We start from the raw sequence: 15,502 nt of genomic DNA on the forward strand, positions 1-15,502 counted from the left end.
GCGCCTTGACTCCGCCACACACTCCCGCTCAAACCCGGCGCAACTGGACCGCTCGGTTGCGGGTTGTCCGTCTGCATCAAGAGGGGATCGCGTCATGTCCGCTACTGCATTCACCTTCCCGGGCCAGGGCAGCCAGGCCGTCGGCATGGGCAAGGATCTTGCCGCCGCCTATCCCGAGGCGCGCGCCGTCTTTCAGGAAGTCGACGAAGCCCTGGGCGAGCGCCTTTCGGCGACCATGTTCGAGGGTCCGGAAGATATCCTGCGCCTCACCGAAAACGCCCAGCCCGCGCTGATGGCCGTCTCGGTCGCGGTGATCCGCGTCCTTGAAGCCAAGGGTGTTTCGCTCAAGGACCACGCAAAGTTCGTCGCCGGTCATTCGCTGGGCGAATATTCGGCCCTCTGCGCCGCCGGCACGTTCAGTCTCACCGATGCGGCGCGTCTCCTGCGCACCCGCGGCCAGGCCATGCAGAAGGCCGTACCGGTCGGTCATGGCGCCATGGCCGCGCTGCTCGGCCTTGATGTCGAGACGGCCCAGGCCGTCGCCGCCGAAGCCGCGCAGGGCGATGTCTGCGATGTCGCCAATGACAATGCCCCCGGCCAGGTGGTCGTGTCCGGCGCTACCCCCGCTGTCGAGCGCGCGGTCGAGATCGCCAAGGCCAAGGGCGCCAAGCGTGCCCTGCTGCTGCCCGTCAGCGCACCCTTCCACTGTTCCATGATGCAGCCTGCCGCCGACGCCATGGCCGCCGCGCTTGCCGAAGTTACGATGAATGCACCCGTCGTGCCGCTGGTCGCCAATGTCCTGGCAGCCCCGATTTCCGATCCCGCGGAGATTCGCCAGCGCCTCGTCGAGCAGGTGACCGGCGTCGTCCGCTGGACCGAAAGCGTCACCTGGCTGACCACCACGGGCGGGGTTACCACTCTCGTCGAGTTCGGCTCGGGCAAGGTGCTGACCGGCCTCGCCAAGCGCATTGCTCCCGATGCTTCGGCCCAGGCGGTTGGTACGCCTGCCGATATCGATGCCTTCATTGCCCAGCTCGGCGCCTGACTCAAAGCTTGAAGCGGTTGAATCGCTTTCTCCTCGGAGGAGACTTAAATGTTTGATCTGACTGGCAAACGCGCCCTGGTGACCGGCGCCAGCGGTGGCATTGGCCGCGAGATCGCCAAGGCCCTGGCGGCCGCCGGCGCCACGGTGGCGCTCTCGGGTACTCGCGTCGGCGCCCTGGAGGACACGCAGAAGGAAATCGGCAAGGACTGCCCGATCCTTCCCGCCAATCTTTCCAAGCTCGATGAGGTCGACAAGCTCGTTCCTGCGGCCGAAGCCGCCATGGGCGGCGTTGACATCCTCGTCAACAATGCCGGCATGACCCGCGACAACCTCTTCATGCGCATGAAGGATGAAGAGTGGGACGAGGTGCTCGCCGTCAATCTCACCGCCGCGTTCCACCTCAACCGTGCCGTGCTGCGCGGCATGATGAAGGCCCGCTGGGGCCGTATCATCGGCATTTCCTCGGTCGTAGGCGTCATGGGCAATCCGGGGCAGGGCAACTATGCCGCCTCGAAAGCTGGGCTCATCGGCATGAACAAGGCCCTGGCCTATGAAGTGGCCAGCCGCAACATCACCGTCAACTCGATCGCGCCGGGCTTTATTTCCTCGGCCATGACCGACGAACTCAACGACAAGCAGCGCGAACAGATTCTTTCCACCGTTCCTGCCGGCCGGCTCGGCACCGCGCAGGAAGTTGCTGGCTGCGCGGTATTCCTCGCCAGCGACGCCGCTGCCTACATCACCGGACATACGCTCAACGTGAATGGCGGCATGGCCATGATCTAGTCGGTTCAAGGCCAAAAGCCTTGGAAGCCGGGCAAAACGCCTTGGCGAAGCGGGAGGAAACGTGTTACCTCGCGCCGCGTTTACCCTTCCCGGGCCGCCTTGCGAGCGTCCAAATGGCCGCTTACATTGCCCGGGCAAACAAACACTGCGCTTGATGATTTGGCTCTGCGCCAATAAGAAGCGAAACGAAACTTCGATTTCTAAAAAGGGAAGTCAAATATGAGCGATGTCGCTGATCGGGTCCGCAAGATCGTTGTGGAACACCTCAATGTGGATGCCGAGAAGGTCACCGAAAAGGCCAGCTTCATCGACGATCTGGGTGCTGACTCCCTGGATCAGGTCGAGCTGGTGATGGCTTTCGAGGAAGAGTTCTCGGTCGAGATCCCCGACGACGCCGCCGAGTCGATCCAGACCTTTGGTGATGCGGTCGCCTTCCTGACCAAGGCCACCAGCTAAGACTGGGGGCTAGGCCGCTTGACCATGGAATTGCGCCGAGTCGTCGTAACCGGACTGGGACTAGTCACGCCGCTGGGGTGTGGTGTTGAGACCACTTGGTCCAACATCCTTGCCGGCAAGAGTGGCGCCAAGCGTATCGACGATTTCGAGATCGACGATATTGCCTGCCAGATCGCTCATCGTATTCCGCTCGGGGACTATGCCGAAGGCAAGTACAACCCCGACGAATGGATGGAAGTGAAGGAGCAGCGCAAGGTTGATCCCTTCATCGTCTATGCCATGGCTGCGGCCACGCAGGCCATTCAGGATGCGGGCGTCGAACCCAAGACCCAGGAAGAGCAGGAACGCACCGGCGTCCTGATCGGCTCGGGCATTGGCGGCGTCGGCGGCATCTACGATGCGTCTGTCACCCTGCATGAAAAGGGGCCGCGTCGCATCAGCCCCTTCTTCATTCCAGGCCGCCTCATCAACTTGGCTTCGGGCCAGGTTTCCATCCGCTTTGGCCTCAAGGGCCCGAACCACTCCGTGGTCACGGCCTGCTCGACCGGCGCCCATGCCATCGGCGATGCTGCCCGTCTCATCGCCCTGGGCGATGCCGACGTGATGGTTGCCGGCGGCACGGAAAGCTGCGTCAATCGCCTGTCGCTGGCCGGCTTCTCGGCCGCCCGCGCGCTGTCGACCGGCTTCAACGATAACCCGACCGCGGCGTCCCGCCCCTATGACAAGGACCGCGATGGTTTCGTCATGGGTGAAGGCGCCGGCATTGTCGTGCTGGAAGATTACGAGCGGGCCAAGGCTCGCGGCGCCAAGATCTATGGCGAAGTGATCGGCTATGGCCTTTCGGGCGATGCCTACCACATCACCGCCCCGTCGCCCGATGGCGATGGTGGTTTCCGCGCCATGAGTGCGGCGATCAAGCGCGCCGGCATCTCTGCCTCCGACATCGACTACATCAACGCCCATGGCACCTCGACGCCGCTCGGCGACGAGATCGAACTGGGCGCGGTGACCCGCGTCCTCGGCGATGCCGCGCCAAAGGCGGTGATGAGTTCGACCAAGTCGGCCGTCGGTCACCTCCTGGGCGCTGCCGGTTCGGTGGAAGCGATCTTCTGCTTGCTCGCCATGCGCGACAATATCGCACCGCCCACGCTCAACCTCGACAATCCTTCCGTTGAAACCGAGATCAACCTCGTGCCGCACAAGGCGTTCAAGAAGGAAATCAACGTGGCGCTGTCCAACAGCTTCGGCTTCGGCGGCACCAATGCGACACTGGTGATGCGCAAGGTCAGCTAGAACATCGCGCGGAAAAGTGGGAACCGGTTTTCCGCACCGAGCGATGCGCCTCGAGTGACCTTTGATGCAAATTTTAGGGGGCACATCGCATAGCCTGCGATGTGCCCCTTGTTTTTGCGCGCCGCCATTGCAAACAATGCCCGCGCCCCGCCACAGTTTGGCGCAAGAACAATGACAAAGGCCGGAATCGGCCAAATCGCGAGTGACAGGGAAACGATGAACGACCGCAGGAACAGGCGCCGCCGCCGCTCGGGCAATGGCTTGATCGACGTTCTCAATGGCCTCTTGACCCTGCTGGTCATCGGCCTCGTCGTGGTCGGAGGCGGCGTGTTCTACATCGCCTCGCAATATTACGGCACCGGTCCCACGGCCGAGGACCGCGTGTTCCGCGTCGAATCGGGCAATACGCTCTCGACCACGGCGGGACGCCTCGAGGAGCAGGGTTTTATCACCAACTCCTTCATTTTCAGCCAGTTCGGCAGCCGGGTGGAGGAAAGCGCCATCGTCAAGGCGGGCGATTTCAACATTGCCGCCGGTTCGAGCATGTCTGAGATCCTCAAGGAACTGACTCAGGGCAATCCGCTGCGCCACGCAGTGACCATTCCCGAGGGCTGGACCGTGTGGCAGGCCGTCAATCGCATCAATGACGACGACCAGTTGACCGGCTCCATCGACCAGCTTCCCCCCGAAGGCTCGCTGCTGCCGGGCAGCTACGACTACATGCCCGGAGACACCCGTCAGTCCGTTCTCGACAAGATGCAACTGGCCATGACCCAGGCGCTGGCCGAGGTCTGGGAAACCCGTCAGCCCGATCTGCCGCTGCAGTCACCGGCTGAACTCTTGATCCTGGCCTCGATCGTCGAGAAGGAAACCGGCGTCGCCAGCGAGCGCCCGCAGATCGCCGCCGTCTTCGTCAACCGCCTGCAGGTGCCCATGCGCCTCCAGTCCGATCCGACCATCATCTATGGCATCACCAAGGGTCAGTCGACGCTAGACCGCGGCATTCGCCGCTCGGAAATCGACGAGGCGACGCCCTACAATACCTATCAGATCGATGGTCTGCCCCCGACGCCCATCGCCAATCCGGGCATTGACGCGCTCCGCGCCGTCGCCAATCCCGACGCCCACGAATATCTCTACTTCGTGGCCAAGGGGGCGACGCCCAGCGAGGGCCATGTCTTTGCCGAAACCTATGCCCAGCATCAGGAAAATGTCGCCCGCTATCGCGAGATAGAAGAGGCGGCGCAGCAGGAACGCGAGGCCGAGGCTGCCCGTCAGGCGCTGGAAGCCGAAGAGGCCGATGCCGAGCCCGATGCCACGGAAGGCGACGTCTGAGCGTGGCAGCAACCCTTTCCAGCATGACCGGCTTTGCCCGCACCGAGCGGCAGGCCGGCGCGCTGCGGGTGCGTATCGAACTCAAGTCCGTCAACGGCCGCGGCCTCGACATGCGCCTGCGTCTGGCCCCGGGCCTCGACGCCGTGGAAATTCCGCTGCGGCAATTGCTGTCCAAGGCGCTGAGCCGGGGCTCCATCAATCTGGTCGCCACGCTCGACAGGGGCGGTGCTGCCGGCACGGTGCGTGTCAATCAGCAGGCGCTTTCGGCGGTGCTCTCCGCCATCGAGCAGCTCCGCGCCCAGGAGCCCATGGCCATCTCCCGGCCCGAGGCGATCCTGGCGCTGCCAGGCGTTCTGGAAAGCGGCGATGGGGCAGGGGAGCACGACGAGGAGGTCCTCACCGCGCTGGTACTGGATTGTGCAGCAGAGGCCGTGGAACGCCTCCAGGCCGCGCGCCTGCAGGAGGGTGCGCAGATCGCCGCGGTCCTGCTGGCCCAGGTGGATGCCATTGCCCGGCTGGTTGCCGATGCCGAGGCCCACCCGTCCCGGTCCCGCGCTGCCGTCGAGACCCGTCTGCGCGAGCAATTGGCAGCGCTCTCTCAGGACCTGGCCATCCCGCCCGACCGCCTGGCGCAGGAAGCGCTGCTGCTCGCCACCAAGGCCGACATTCAGGAAGAGCTCGATCGCCTGCGAGCCCACATCGCTGCCGCCCGTAAGCTCATTGCCGAAGGCGGACCGGCCGGGCGGCGCCTCGATTTCCTCGCCCAGGAGTTCAACCGCGAGGCCAACACGCTCTGTTCCAAGTCGAACGCGGTGGAGCTGTCAGCCATCGGTCTTGACCTCAAGGCGGTGATCGATCAACTACGCGAGCAGATCCAGAACATCGAATAAGAGACCCGAAGATGGAATTTCAGCGCCGCGGCGTCATGCTGGTGATTGCCTCGCCCTCGGGCGCCGGAAAATCCTCCATCTCACGCTCGCTGTTCGGCGCCGATCCCAACATCAAGCTGTCCGTCTCGGTCACCACCCGGGCCCGCCGCACCGACGAGGTGCATGGCAAGCACTACTATTTCATCGACGTAGCCACCTTCCAGAAGATGCAGCGCGATGGCGAGCTGCTGGAAAGCGCCGAAGTGCATGGCAACTACTACGGCACGCCACGCGCCCAGGTCGAGGAACAGCTTGCTGCGGGCAACGACATCCTCTTCGACATCGACTACCAGGGCACCCTGCAGCTCTACGAGCGCGCCCGCGCCGACATGGTCACCGTCTTCATCTTGCCACCCTCCATCAAGGAACTGCGCGCCCGGCTCGAGCGCCGCGCGCAGGATAGCGTCGGCACCATCGAGAAGCGCTTGCGCAATGCCCGCATCGAGATGGAGCATTTCGAGGAATACGATTACGTCATCGTCAATCGCGACCTTGAGGAATCCGTCGCCCGCGTTCGCGCCATCCTCGCCTCCGCCCGCCTCAAGCGCGAGCGGCAGGTCAATTTGACGAGCTTCGTCAAAGACTTGCAGAGCCAGATTGATTCACTTTGAACCGGCCGAAGGCAAATCGCTCCGGTGGAGCGATTTGAGGTGAGAAGGCCATGAGAGCTACGCTCGAATGGCGGATCAGCGTCACCCACTCGATCGTCACCCTCGGGCCTGACCCGAGGGCGTTTCACTTGGCGAAGTCGCCGCTAGTATAGACCCGTCGGGTCAGGCCCGAGGGTGACGATCCGGATGGGGGCAACACCAGTGGAAACGTCCAGCGCATGACTACCCCCGCCATAAGCCGCGGCACGCCGGCCTTTGTCCGCGCCAATATCGCCTTCTTCCTCTCGGCCTTCTCGGTCTTTGCCTCGCTCTATTCGGTGCAGCCGCTGCTGCCCATGTTCGCGCAATACTGGGTACGCGATGCCGGCACTGCGTCGCTGGCCCTCTCGGCAACCACGGCCACCATGGCCTTCGCGCTCATATCCGCCAGCATGCTGGCCGACCGCCTCGGCCGCCGGCGGCTGATTGTCGGCGCCCTGCTGATCACGGCCTTGCTCGGCATGCTCTTGCCGTTCACGCAGGTCTGGTGGCAGCTCATCACCCTGCGCACGCTGATGGGCCTCACCCTGGCCGGCATCCCCGCCGTCGCCATGGTCTACCTGTCCGAGGAGATGGACCCCGACGCCCTCGGCTTTTCCATGGGCCTCTATATCGGCGGCACCGCCCTGGGCGGCATGGCCGGCCGCGTCATTTCCGGTGTCCTCTCCGATTTTCTCGGCTGGCGGCTGGGCACCGGCATCCTTGCCGCGTTGATCCTGCTGGCTGCCATCTCGGTGGCTGTCCTGCTGCCCAGGCCCCGCGCCTTCGTGCGCGATCCCATCGGTGTCGTGGAGCTCTGGCGCCGCTGCCGCGCCAGCTTCGACGATGCTGCGCTGCCCTGGCTCTTTGCCAGCGCATTCCTGCTCATGGGCAGCTTCATCACGCTCTACAACTATGCCGGTTTTCGCCTGGCCCTGCCGCCCTTCGCCCTCAGCCATTCGGCAATCGCGGCGATCTTCCTGGTGTACCTTCTGGGCAGCCTCGCCTCGACCTGGGCCGGCGGCCTGTCGCAACGCCTCGGCCGCCGAAAGGTGTTCTGGGCGCTCGTTGCGCTGATGGGCACGGGAATGGCCATAACCCTTGTCGACGACACAGTCGTCATCATCGCCGGCCTCGCCATCGCCACGATGGGCTTCTTTGCCGCCCACGGTGTCGCCAGCGCCTGGGTCACTCGCCGCGCCCGCGTGGGCAAGGCGCAGGCCTCTGCCATCTACCTCGTTGCCTATTATCTCGGCGCATCGATCCTCGGCACTCTGGGCGGCTACGCCTGGACCGCCTGGGCCTGGCCCGGCGTCATGCTCGTCTGTGGCGGCGCGGCTCTGCTGGCGCTGCTGGTCGCGATCCGGCTGGTTTTCGTGACGCCATTGCCTATGGTTGAAATGCCGCCCCAGCCACCGACTGTCTCATAGCCCCGATATTTTCACACCGTCACCACCCGGCTTGTCCGGGTCGTCCATTTGTCCGCAAGGTGGATTGCCCGGACAAGCCGGGCAATGACGATGAGCATGAGATATCCGACGCTACCTCAACCCCGGCAGTGCCCGAGCCATCGCCAGAAACGCCTCGATCGGCAGATCCTCCGCCCGCTCGTCGCCCTTGAGCCCCGCAGCCGCCAGCAGCCCCTCGACCGGTACGCCCAGCGATTTCAGCGACTGTCGCACCATCTTGCGCCGCTGCCCGAAGGCCGCCTTGGTCACCTGTTCCACCAGTTTCACCGGCAGGTCTGCCTCCACCGGCTTGGGCACGATATGCACTACGGCCGAGGTGACGTTCGGCGGCGGCACGAAGGCCTGGCGCCCCACATTGAAAGCAATCCGCGCCTCGCTGCGCCACCCGGCCAGCACGCCGAGTCGCCCATAGGCATCTTCGCCCGGCCTGGCCACGATCCGCTCGGCCACTTCGCGCTGGAACATCAGCGTCAGGCTCTCGAAAAAGGGCGGCCAGGGCTCCATGGTCAGCCAGCCCGTCAGCAGTTGCGTACCGATATTGTAGGGGAGGTTGGCGACGATCCGCGTCGGCCCATCGGCCAGCAGCCGATAGTCCATCTCCATGGCGTCGCCGCCGATCACGGTCAGGCGCCCGGGATAGGCTTCCGCCACCTCGGCCAGCGCCGGCAGCGCCCGCGCATCGCGCTCGATGGCGATCACCTCGCGCGCGCCTTCGGCCAGCAGCGCCCGTGTCAGCCCGCCTGGGCCGGGGCCGACTTCGATCACCCGCACGCCCTCGAGCGAGCCGCCCACCCGGGCAATGCGCGCAGTGAGGTTGAGGTCGAAAAGGAAGTTCTGCCCCAGTTCCTTCTTGGCGCGAAGGCCATGGGTGGCGATGACCTCGCGCAGCGGCGGGAGATTGTCGATCTGGCTCATGACTTTCGCCCTGTCATCTGGTCTGCCATGGCGAGCGCCGCGGCGAAGCTCGAAGAGGAGGCCCGGCCGGTCCCGGCCAGGTCGAAGGCGGTGCCGTGGTCGGGGGAGATGCGCACGATGGGCAGGCCCAGCGTGACGTTGACGCCCGCATCGAAGGCCACGGTCTTGATCGGGATCAGCGCCTGGTCATGATACATGGCCAGCACCGCATCATACTGCCGCCAGTGCGGCGGATAAAACAGCGTGTCGCCGGGCAGGGGGCCAACGGCATCAATCCCCTCGGCGCGGGCAGCGCCAATGGCCGGGGCGATGATGTCCATGTCCTCGCGTCCGATGGAGCCGCCTTCGCCTGCGTGCGGATTGAGCCCCGCCACGGCAATGCGCGGCGACGCGATACCGAACCGGCCCACGAGGTCCCGCGCCATCACGCGCAGCGTGTCCACGATCAAGTCGCCGGTGACGAGACGAGGCACGTCGCTGATCGGCACATGGATGGTCAATGGCACGGTGCGCAGGTCCTCATGCGCCAGCATCATCACCGGCAGCGGCACGACGCCATCGAGGGCGCAAAGGTCTGCCAGGAATTCGGTATGCCCCGGATGCCTGAAGCCCGCCGCATAGAGCGCACCCTTGTGGATCGGCGCCGTCACTACGGCGCGGCAATGCCCCGCCAGCGTCGCCTCGACAGCTTGCGCAATGGCGCCGATCACGACAGGTGCCGCCTGTTCGTCGGGCCGCCCGGGTGTGTCCTCGACTGTCCCGGCAAGGCTCACCACCGGCAGGGCGCGCGCAAAAACGGCGCCGGCGGAGGCGGGGGTCGCCTCCTCGATAAGGAGGTCGAGCCCCAGCCGCGCGGCGCGCGCGCGCAGGAAATCGGCATGGCCGAACACCACGAAGGGAGAGAGGCCGCGCTCCTCCCGCTGCGCATAAAGCCCGAGCAGCAGGTCCGGTCCGATGCCGGCCGGTTCGCCCATGGTTACGGCCAGTGGTGCTGGCATGGTGTCCCCCGATACGAAAGCGGCCGCAGGTGCTGCGGCCGCCGGTCGTTCTAGCTGAAACCCGCGGCAGGCGCCGCAGGCCTTTATTCGCGGATGATCTTGGCCTGGCTGCGCAGGCGCGCCAGATAGGCCTCGGCTTCCGTGGCGGTGGCGTCACCACCGGCATCGTCGCGCAGCCCGCCCTTGACGAAGGTCAGGTCCTCGGCCTGCACCTTTTCGCAGACGGCCAGCATGGAAAGCCCGGACTCCGTGGCGCGCGGCTTGGTGATGCCGCCGACATTGAGGCCGGCCAGTTCCTTGGCCAGAGCATCGGGCAACTGGGTTGCATGGCGGCGGCCGACATCGACAACGGCCACGTCGTTATAGGCCAGCGATAGTTCCACGGCCGAACCGCAGCCGGCAAAGCTCGAGCGATACTGGTTGGCCTGGCCCGAGCGGCCACCGCCACCCACGAACACCACTTCCTTGAGGATATAGTCGAAATTCTGGAAGTCGGCGATCTGGCCGGCGGCCTGCTGGTCGAGCTCCAGTTCGGAAATCTGCACCTGCGGTGCCACGGCGGACTGCACCACGGCGTTCCAGGCGATGGCGGCGCGCAGGCGATCCTGCAGCGTGGTGCCGCTCACGCCACCCTGCTGCAGCATCTGCTGCAAGCGGTCGCGGCTGACGCTGAGATTGCGCGAGATCTGCAGGAAGGCTTCGTCGACCTGCGCGTTGGAAACGGTAATCCCCAGGCGTTTGGCTTCCTGGAGCTGGATGGCCTCGTCGATCAACTGCTCCAGCGCGCCGTTGCGGCCGGTATTGTTGCCCTCCATGCGGAACAGGCGCAACCGCTGGTCCACCTGCATGTCGCTGATCGGCTCGCCATTCACGGTCACCACGGTGGCCGCCAGCGAAGGCGCAGCGGCGGTTATGGTCAGCGCCAGGCCGATGAACAGGGCGCCACAGGCGCGCCGAAGGTCTGCAAGGGTCATTCTGAGGTCCGCTTCTTCAGTTACGCCTTCAATGGGGCGTCGAGGCCACGCTGTCAATTGGTCGATGATTGCGGCCAAAATCGGAAATAGTGCGCTCATCACTCAATCTTCTCCTCCCCCTGCTCGAGAGGGAGGCCGGGTGGGGGGCGCCACGAGCGAAACCGCCCTCAGGTCCAGCCGTCCTCCCGCCGCAGCAACACCGTCACCCCGATGATGATGGCCACGGCGGCAGGCCCTACGGCCGCGAAGACCGGGTTGAGCACCCCGGTCGAGCCTGCGCGATCGGCCATTTCGGTGATGATGAAGACCACGAAGCCCAAGGTAATGCCGTAGAGCACGGCGGGGCCGAACTGTGTCCGCCGGCTGTAGCCCGCCGTGAAGGCAAAGGCGATCATCAGCGATCCGGTCAGCACCAGCGGCAGCGCCAGCAGCTTGATCAGCCGCATCGCCGTGGCCGCACGGATGGTCGGATCGCTCACCCCACGCTGCAACAGGCGCGCCAGCTCGAAAAAGGTCATGTCCTCGGTCGAGGCCAGCTTGAGGCTGATTTCCGCCGGGGTCGACATGGTCGGCACCCGCACATTGACCAGGTATCGTGCCGGGCCATCGGGTGAGCGCGCCGTCGCCGTGGGGAAAGTCCAGTGTCCGTCCTCGAGCACCGCTTCTGGTGCCTCGAGCCGCGGCACGTCCGTGGCCTGGAGGTCGAACAGGGTGACGCCGCCCAGTCTCGAGCCACCCTGGTCCATGCTGCGGGCCATCAGCACGTAATGGGCCTCCTCGCCGCGCTGTTCGAGCCAGATTTCGCCCGCCGGCGTCAGTTGTGCCGCCTGCCCGGGCGGGGTCGGCGCCAGATCGCGGTTGATCTGGGTGCTGAGTGTTTCGGCGCCGAGGGCAATGACAAGGCTCGTCACCGCCAGCACCAGCACCGGTGCACGCAACACCCGCCAGATCGAAATGCCGCTCGACTTGATGACGGTCAGTTCGTGGCGCATCTTGAGGTCCACAAGGCCGAGAATGGCCCCCATCAGCACGGTCACCGGCAGCGTCTTGATGGTCCAGCGCACCGCGCTCATCGCCACCATGAGGATGGCCATATGCGTGCCGCGCTGCTCGGCCACATAGTTGAAGCGCCAGGTGTCGAGCGATTCCACCAGCGCGATCAGCCCATAGAAGATGAAGACGGTTGCGGCGATGCGGCTGGCAAGCCGCGCCAGCACCACTCTGTCGATGCGGCTGATCATGTCGCCACCGCCGCTATTGGCTGGCGCGGCCACATCCGCACGGCGAGGACGGCTACGGCCACGATGATGAGCGCGATGGCCCCGGTCCCATTGCCCAGCGGGCTATAGGCGGATAGCCCGCGTTCGCCGAAGGCGACCAGCAGCACCAGCGCCTCGAGCGGCAGCTTGATCCGCGTGCGGTTGCCGCTGGGAAAGCCCGCCAGCCCGACCACCAGCAGCACCAGCCCCACCACGCGAAGCGCTTCGGCCGTGCGGTCGAACAGGCGCTGCACCAGGGCCGGCTCCCAGCCCACGGACATGCCGCGGGCGATCAGGGCGAAACTGTCCATCTGGGCCATTTCATCGACATAGAGCGCGGCCTGGGCCAGGCTGTCGACGCTCACGTCATAGCGGGCGAAACGGATTTCCGAATAGCGTCCGTCGATCTCGAGATATTGCAGCGTGCCATTGCTGAGTTCGAGCACATAATCGTCGCCCACGCCGCGCACCCAGGCTTTTTCGGCGATATAGGTGCGCCGCGTCTCCGGGTCGCGCCGGTCGTCCGCAAAGAAGCTGGTGATCTCCCCGCCATCGGCGCGTCCGCCGATCAGCAGCACCACGCCCGGCGTCACCTGGGTAAAGCGGTTGGGCTTGAGCGTCGAGCTGACGAGGTCCGCCGCCACCTCGGCCTGGAGCTGGTTGAGCTGGCGGTTCGCCATCGGCTCCAGCACATGGGCCAGCACCAGCACCATGGCGATGGCGCCGGCACAGGTGACGGCCGTCGCCCGCCACAGGCCGGCCAGACCGTGGCTGGTGTGAATGATATGCAGTTCGTGGCTGGTCTGGAGTGCTGTCAGCGCCCGCACTACGCCAATGCCGATGCAGATGTAGAAGAATGAGAGCGCCAGCGGCGGCATGGAATAGAGCGCCTGCACCGCGAGGGTCCCAAATCCCTGGCCCTTCACCGAGACCACGTCGAACGAGCGCAGGCAATTGACCAGCCAAAGCAGGAAGCACACGATCCCGAACAGGATCATGGCATCGGTTGCAAACAGCCGTGTCAGATAGCGGGTCAGTCGTCTCATACGAAGTCGGTGGCCAGTCCGCTGGGCGTGGATCGAGTCGGCGCGCACCTTGCGGCACTTCGCGTCCAGGCACAATCACCCCGGCAGCGTGTCCTCAACATGGCGCTCGCTGATCCTCGTGCTGCAGGGGCTCTGGCGCAAAGCGGGGAGCCCGGATAGTTTGCCGTCATGGCCGAAATCCTCTTTTACCACCTCGAAACCCTTCCGCTCGAAAGCGTCATGCCGCTGCTGCTCGAAAAGACCCTGGAGCGCGGCTGGCGCGCCGTGGTCGAGGTCGGCTCGCGCGAGCGTGCCGAGGCCATCGATGCCCACCTCTGGACCTGGCGCGACGACAGTTTCCTGCCCCATGGCCTTGCCGGCGACGATGTCGATGCGCTCCAGCCCATCCTCATCACCACGGGCGACGAAAACCCCAATGGCGCTGCCGTCCGCTTCTTCGCCGATGGCGCCGTGCCGCAATCGGCCGAGGGCTACCAGCGTCTCGTCTATCTTTTTTCCGGCCACGATCCCGAAGCCGTCGCCGCTGCCCGCGACGCCTGGCGCGCCCTGCGGGGCGCGGGCGACACGCTCACCTACTGGCAGCAGGACGGCAATGGCCGCTGGGAAAAGAAGGCCGAGGCATGACCCCCGACCTTTCCTCGCCCAGCCATCACCGCTGGTATGAAGACATCTTCGCCATTTTCATCGGCACCATGCTGGTCTCGCTCGGCATTGCCTTCTATGCCGAGGCACAACTGACCACCGGCAGCACCGCCGGCCTCGCGCTGCTCTTGCAATACATCACCGGCATTCCCTTCGGCTGGCTGTTCTTCGGCATCAACCTGCCGTTCTACCTCCTGGCCTACCTGCGGATGGGACTGCCCTTCACGCTCAAGACCATGGCCAGCGTCGCGCTGGTCTCGTTCTTTTCCGGGCAGATTTCGGGCTGGATCGGCATCGACGAGATCAACCCGCTCTTTGCGGCTCTGGTCGGCGGTGGCCTCATGGGCCTCGGCATCCTGTCGCTGTTCCGCCACAAGGCCAGCGTCGGCGGCATCAATATCCTGGCGCTGTTCCTCCAGGACAATTTTGGCATCCGCGCCGGCTATTTCCAGCTCGGGGTGGACGCGGTGATCCTCGTCATCGCCTTCTTTGTCCTGCCCTTCGACCGGGTGATCTATTCGATCCTCGGCGCGCTGGTGCTCAACATGATTATCGCCCTGAACCATCGTCCAGGGCGATATGTCGGCTTCAGCTAGCGGCTGCGCCCTCGGGCATGCAGACGGACGTCACTTCAAGATCAGCTCATGGTCAATGCGACCGCTGCGTTGCCCCGCCGATCGACAGGTCGTCGACATAGAGCTGCATGAATTCCTGCATCAGCTCATAGCAGAAGATCACTTCCGTGGTCGCCGTGTCGTAATAGGCATTGGCCTCGCCACAGCGCTTGGCGGTGAATTTCACGCGCCCGTTGATCCGGTAGCCATTGCGCACTTCCTCGGCCACGTCGTCGAAAATGCCGCTGCCGCGGAACACGCGTTCGGCCAGCCGTAGCCGCGTGCCGCCGTCGTGATAGGTCACGTCGACGCGCGTTCCGGTACCGGTATCGGAGAGCAGCGTGTCCAGCGACTTGTCCATCAGGTCATAGTCGTAAAAGCAGGTCTGCTGCCGCTCCTCGGGGATGTCATAGGCCCGCGCCATGCGGCGGAAGGCGGCGCCGTCGGCGCCCACCATCAGGCAAGCGATCTGCATGGCCCGGTGCCGGTCGGGGCTGTAGCCCGAAACATAGTCCTGCCCCGCGAAATAGTCGTCGTAGCTGAGGCCCGTCAGCACCCAGCCATCCACTGCATCTTCCAGCGTCTGGTTGGCGTCCGGCGTCTTCTTTTCGAGCAGCATCCAGGTGGCGATATTGTCCGCCGCATCCTCTTCCTTGCCCAGAACCGGCAGGCCGAGCTTGTCGATCAAGAGGTGCGCCACCTCGTGATAAAGCGTGAAGAGCCCGTTGTTGACGGCAAAGCGCAGCGTATCCGCCCGCTCCTGTTTGCTGAGGCCCGAAAGGTCCTGCGCCAGCGCGGGCAGGGGGCTAAGGGCAAGAATGGCGGCAAGCATCAGGGCGGGCAGGCGGGTCATATGGGCCTCGCATGGTTTGCCCCAGCAAAGGCTACCACGCCGACACAGTCAACCGGCCAGTGGCATGAATGGTGAAGGCGCCGTCGCTCCGGCACCTTCACTACCCTTCCCCCTTGAGTGCTTCTCGCCACGCCGAAGGCAAAGTCGCTCCAGTGGAGCGAATTTAGGCGAGGCGGCCAGGAGAGCTATGCTCGACTGGCGGGCCGAAGCTCGGGAGGGATGTCGGACCTTTTCGCGCCACGACACCCCCTCCCGAGCG

At 65.0% G+C, this 15,502-nt stretch carries 16 protein-coding genes; 10 read left to right on the forward strand and 6 right to left on the reverse strand.

The window, feature by feature from the left end; genetic code table 11:
• Positions 1-94: 94 nt before the first annotated feature.
• The 8 genes from fabD to JEQ47_RS11475 all read left to right on the forward strand — a co-directional run bounded on the left by fabD (position 95) and on the right by JEQ47_RS11475 (position 7,903).
• Positions 95-1,045 carry an ACP S-malonyltransferase gene (gene fabD, locus JEQ47_RS11440; protein ID WP_198876523.1) on the forward strand — a complete coding sequence of 317 codons (951 nt, stop codon included), beginning with the start codon at positions 95-97 and terminating at the stop codon, positions 1,043-1,045.
• 48 nt (positions 1,046-1,093) lie between these two features.
• Positions 1,094-1,831 (forward strand): 3-oxoacyl-[acyl-carrier-protein] reductase, encoded by a 738-nt coding sequence (gene fabG, locus JEQ47_RS11445; RefSeq protein ID WP_198876524.1) that lies wholly within the window; start codon positions 1,094-1,096, stop codon positions 1,829-1,831.
• A gap of 219 nt (positions 1,832-2,050) precedes the next feature.
• Positions 2,051-2,287 carry an acyl carrier protein gene (locus tag JEQ47_RS11450; RefSeq protein WP_046103861.1) on the forward strand — a complete coding sequence of 79 codons (237 nt, stop codon included), beginning with the start codon at positions 2,051-2,053 and terminating at the stop codon, positions 2,285-2,287.
• Positions 2,288-2,317: 30 nt separating this feature from the next.
• Complete coding sequence (gene fabF, locus JEQ47_RS11455; RefSeq protein ID WP_198876870.1) at positions 2,318-3,580, forward strand: beta-ketoacyl-ACP synthase II; 1,263 nt, start codon at positions 2,318-2,320, stop codon at positions 3,578-3,580.
• A 216-nt stretch (positions 3,581-3,796) separates the two neighbouring features.
• Positions 3,797-4,915 (forward strand): endolytic transglycosylase MltG, encoded by a 1,119-nt coding sequence (gene mltG, locus JEQ47_RS11460; protein WP_198876525.1) that lies wholly within the window; start codon positions 3,797-3,799, stop codon positions 4,913-4,915.
• Between the two features lie 2 nt (positions 4,916-4,917).
• Positions 4,918-5,805, forward strand: a complete 888-nt coding sequence (locus JEQ47_RS11465) for a YicC/YloC family endoribonuclease (protein ID WP_328768825.1) — start codon at positions 4,918-4,920, stop codon at positions 5,803-5,805.
• Between the two features lie 11 nt (positions 5,806-5,816).
• On the forward strand, positions 5,817-6,455 hold the full coding sequence (gene gmk, locus JEQ47_RS11470) for a guanylate kinase (RefSeq protein WP_198876526.1): 639 nt from the start codon (positions 5,817-5,819) through the stop codon (positions 6,453-6,455).
• A gap of 218 nt (positions 6,456-6,673) precedes the next feature.
• On the forward strand, positions 6,674-7,903 hold the full coding sequence (locus tag JEQ47_RS11475) for an MFS transporter (protein WP_198876527.1): 1,230 nt from the start codon (positions 6,674-6,676) through the stop codon (positions 7,901-7,903).
• A 111-nt stretch (positions 7,904-8,014) separates the two neighbouring features.
• Here the strand turns inward: JEQ47_RS11475 and rsmA are convergent, their stop codons facing one another.
• From rsmA to JEQ47_RS11500, 5 genes are all read right to left on the reverse strand, one after another.
• Positions 8,015-8,857, reverse strand: a complete 843-nt coding sequence (gene rsmA / locus JEQ47_RS11480) for a 16S rRNA (adenine(1518)-N(6)/adenine(1519)-N(6))-dimethyltransferase RsmA (protein WP_198876528.1) — start codon at positions 8,855-8,857, stop codon at positions 8,015-8,017.
• A complete protein-coding gene (pdxA, locus tag JEQ47_RS11485) occupies positions 8,854-9,855 on the reverse strand; it encodes a 4-hydroxythreonine-4-phosphate dehydrogenase PdxA (protein ID WP_198876529.1) in 1,002 nt (333 codons plus the stop codon). Before pdxA ends, rsmA begins: the two co-directional genes overlap by 4 nt.
• A gap of 83 nt (positions 9,856-9,938) precedes the next feature.
• Positions 9,939-10,829, reverse strand: coding sequence for a peptidylprolyl isomerase (locus JEQ47_RS11490; RefSeq protein ID WP_198876530.1), 891 nt, complete (start codon positions 10,827-10,829; stop codon positions 9,939-9,941).
• A gap of 167 nt (positions 10,830-10,996) precedes the next feature.
• Complete coding sequence (locus tag JEQ47_RS11495; protein WP_198876531.1) at positions 10,997-12,070, reverse strand: LptF/LptG family permease; 1,074 nt, start codon at positions 12,068-12,070, stop codon at positions 10,997-10,999.
• Positions 12,067-13,134 carry an LptF/LptG family permease gene (locus JEQ47_RS11500; RefSeq protein ID WP_198876532.1) on the reverse strand — a complete coding sequence of 356 codons (1,068 nt, stop codon included), beginning with the start codon at positions 13,132-13,134 and terminating at the stop codon, positions 12,067-12,069. The genes JEQ47_RS11495 and JEQ47_RS11500 overlap by 4 nt, the downstream gene beginning before the upstream one ends.
• A 168-nt stretch (positions 13,135-13,302) precedes the next feature.
• On the opposite strand from JEQ47_RS11500, the gene JEQ47_RS11505 reads away from it, so the two are divergent.
• Both JEQ47_RS11505 and JEQ47_RS11510 read left to right on the forward strand, forming a co-directional pair.
• On the forward strand, positions 13,303-13,758 hold the full coding sequence (locus JEQ47_RS11505; RefSeq protein WP_198876533.1) for a DNA polymerase III subunit chi: 456 nt from the start codon (positions 13,303-13,305) through the stop codon (positions 13,756-13,758).
• Positions 13,755-14,372 (forward strand): YitT family protein, encoded by a 618-nt coding sequence (locus JEQ47_RS11510; protein WP_198876534.1) that lies wholly within the window; start codon positions 13,755-13,757, stop codon positions 14,370-14,372. The genes JEQ47_RS11505 and JEQ47_RS11510 overlap by 4 nt, the downstream gene beginning before the upstream one ends.
• Positions 14,373-14,424: 52 nt before the next feature.
• Here JEQ47_RS11510 and JEQ47_RS11515 read toward each other — a convergent pair whose 3' ends face one another.
• Positions 14,425-15,243 carry a DUF4344 domain-containing metallopeptidase gene (locus tag JEQ47_RS11515; protein ID WP_198876535.1) on the reverse strand — a complete coding sequence of 273 codons (819 nt, stop codon included), beginning with the start codon at positions 15,241-15,243 and terminating at the stop codon, positions 14,425-14,427.
• Between the last annotated feature and the right edge of the window lie 259 nt (positions 15,244-15,502).

It is taken from the genome of Devosia sediminis (assembly GCF_016411825.1).
Lineage (GTDB): Bacteria > Pseudomonadota > Alphaproteobacteria > Rhizobiales > Devosiaceae > Devosia > Devosia sediminis.

What these genes read in the sequence shown, in the direction of transcription:
- JEQ47_RS11450 (WP_046103861.1), top strand. Translation starts at nt 2,051, where the DNA reads ATGAGCGATGTCGCTGATCGGGTCCGCAAGATCGTTGTGGAACACCTC.
- JEQ47_RS11500 (WP_198876532.1), bottom strand. Translation starts at nt 13,134, where the DNA reads ATGAGACGACTGACCCGCTATCTGACACGGCTGTTTGCAACCGATGCC.
- pdxA (WP_198876529.1), bottom strand. Translation starts at nt 9,855, where the DNA reads ATGCCAGCACCACTGGCCGTAACCATGGGCGAACCGGCCGGCATCGGA.
- JEQ47_RS11495 (WP_198876531.1), bottom strand. Translation starts at nt 12,070, where the DNA reads ATGATCAGCCGCATCGACAGAGTGGTGCTGGCGCGGCTTGCCAGCCGC.
- rsmA (WP_198876528.1), bottom strand. Translation starts at nt 8,857, where the DNA reads ATGAGCCAGATCGACAATCTCCCGCCGCTGCGCGAGGTCATCGCCACC.
- gmk (WP_198876526.1), top strand. Translation starts at nt 5,817, where the DNA reads ATGGAATTTCAGCGCCGCGGCGTCATGCTGGTGATTGCCTCGCCCTCG.
- fabD (WP_198876523.1), top strand. Translation starts at nt 95, where the DNA reads ATGTCCGCTACTGCATTCACCTTCCCGGGCCAGGGCAGCCAGGCCGTC.
- mltG (WP_198876525.1), top strand. Translation starts at nt 3,797, where the DNA reads ATGAACGACCGCAGGAACAGGCGCCGCCGCCGCTCGGGCAATGGCTTG.
- JEQ47_RS11510 (WP_198876534.1), top strand. Translation starts at nt 13,755, where the DNA reads ATGACCCCCGACCTTTCCTCGCCCAGCCATCACCGCTGGTATGAAGAC.
- JEQ47_RS11505 (WP_198876533.1), top strand. Translation starts at nt 13,303, where the DNA reads ATGGCCGAAATCCTCTTTTACCACCTCGAAACCCTTCCGCTCGAAAGC.
- JEQ47_RS11515 (WP_198876535.1), bottom strand. Translation starts at nt 15,243, where the DNA reads ATGACCCGCCTGCCCGCCCTGATGCTTGCCGCCATTCTTGCCCTTAGC.
- JEQ47_RS11490 (WP_198876530.1), bottom strand. Translation starts at nt 10,829, where the DNA reads ATGACCCTTGCAGACCTTCGGCGCGCCTGTGGCGCCCTGTTCATCGGC.
- fabG (WP_198876524.1), top strand. Translation starts at nt 1,094, where the DNA reads ATGTTTGATCTGACTGGCAAACGCGCCCTGGTGACCGGCGCCAGCGGT.
- JEQ47_RS11475 (WP_198876527.1), top strand. Translation starts at nt 6,674, where the DNA reads ATGACTACCCCCGCCATAAGCCGCGGCACGCCGGCCTTTGTCCGCGCC.